Here is a 1863-nt window from a genome sequence, read left to right as displayed (position 1 = left end):
AGCACCAAACACACCCCGTAACACCCGAATCTATCCTGAAAGTTTATAACGTTTTCTGTCGGGTTTGAGGACGTTTTTAACATCCCGTTTTTTCGTCCGGTTTTCACCGCCAAACCGATGAAAGTCGCAAACTTGTTTGTGGCTTGAAGCGGTTTTCTTTATTTTTTAGCTATTAGAAAAAAGTTATCCACACTAAATGACTACATAGTTAGTGCCAAATCACTACATAGTTAAACACTAAAATTCAATATTAAGACCTCGATTCCGCTTTTTATCCTGTTGCTGTATCTGGTATTTCAGTCGTTCTGATACCTGTTCAGCAGTCCGATTAAAGTCGTTAACTGTTGACTGATTTCTCTGTATTGCATGGCTAACTGACTGTTCTGTATCTCGAGTTCCCCGACACGCTGAGATAAATTGCTGATAACGGTCTCTTGCTGTTGTAACAAGGTATTCAAGGCGTTCTCTAACAGTTGTTCTGTCTCGGTCATGGTGACTCACCTCGCTAAAATTCGGTAGGTTTCGTTCTTCTTGCCCCAGTTTTCGTTCTGATATTCCGGATCGACGGCGACGCACAGTCGCTTGCTCTTGTCGTCCATGGTGCAATTGGTCAGTTTGATATTGTGGCTCTGTGTCTGGTATATCTCGGCTGACCGTTTCCACTCGGTCAGGTTCTGGTATTCGTTCACGCTCCAGTACGTGAGAAACAGGCTGACCCCTGCCAATATCAGCACCAGTACGCCCAGAATGATGAACGGTAATTTCCACACGCTCACGGTACGCCTGATCAATTTCGTCTGCTCGGCTTGGATACTTTCGCTCAAATTCCTGCTGGCGTCTGCCAGTTGCGCTTTCAAGTCTTTCTCGTGCTGTTCGATAGCGAGTTTCACTTTCTCCGTCATAATCTCGCTGTCTTGCTTGGCATTCTCGGAGAACGTCTGCGCTAAATTTAAAATCCTGCTCATAGAACGCCCCTTTTAAACGTAAATTTTGCCCCTCGGTTTTGATTGAGAGGTTTTTCGGTGTCACTCTAGCTATCTCAAAGCCTGATTGTTTCAGCGCTTCAATCACATCATCACGGTTACGGATCAATCCTTTCTGCACCAATGCCGATATGCCGGTATCAATTTCTTTCAGGGCTGACTGTTTTTCTGTCGGTAAATCCGTACGGGTTATCAGCGTTTGCTGTTTATCTGGTGAATGGGGATCGGACAGTCCGTATTCATGATTAATAACCTGCTTAAAATTCTCAATCAGTGGTCTATCTGCTTTGTCATAGTATGGTTGTAAGCGTTTTTGTGAGGTAAGCTCGACATTCGGGATGTAAAAATTCAGCTCTAACCGGTTTTTATCCGTATGCTCAACCCATGTGATGTTGTACTGCTCTTTCTCCAAACCCGAAAAAACGTGCTGTTCAAATCTATCCATAATGGCGGTTTTGTGATGGTCGGGTATATTTTCTTCCTCAAATGACAGACACCCCACCGTGTACGCATTCTTAAATTCGCAACTCTCCGCAATAGACTGCGACAAGTCAGGATCGCCCCGTAAGACCTGAAATTGCGTGTCTTCTTTGCCCTCACGAAGCAGATAATCCATGCTGGCTTTCGGACTGCCACCGCCTTTGTTACCAAAGAATTTAATCAGCACGGTCGAGCACCTCCCGAAGCTGGGCCTCAATATGCCGTAACGATAAGGCGATATTGACCGTCGCCATCGAGACCGGAGCCTGATGGCAATGGCGGGCTATCTGGTTGAGGTTCACCTCTATCCGGTTAAGCTCAAACAATAACGCTGGATCAACGCTTTTCGGCTGACGCTTGGGTCTCTGACCTAACGCCAGTTCACGTAACCACTCAGCCA

Annotated in this window: 2 protein-coding genes; both read right to left on the bottom strand. The window is 45.8% G+C overall.

Annotated elements, in window-relative coordinates; all coding sequences use genetic code 11:
* Nucleotides 1–237 precede the first annotated feature (237 nt).
* Nucleotides 238–1650, bottom strand: coding sequence for a relaxase family protein (locus IE142_RS39565; RefSeq protein ID WP_206449922.1), 1413 nt, complete (start codon nt 1648–1650; stop codon nt 238–240).
* On the bottom strand, nt 1640–1863 hold a 224-nt coding region (gene mobC, locus IE142_RS39560), incomplete at its 5' end, for a plasmid mobilization relaxosome protein MobC (RefSeq protein WP_229831194.1). The genes IE142_RS39565 and mobC, both read right to left, overlap by 11 nt.

It is taken from the genome of Streptomyces mutabilis, from assembly GCF_014649815.1.
Classification (GTDB): Bacteria; Actinomycetota; Actinomycetes; order Streptomycetales; family Streptomycetaceae; genus Streptomyces; species Streptomyces mutabilis.
Note: the sequence above shows the minus strand (reverse complement) of the source record. Positions and strands in the feature narration are given on the sequence as shown.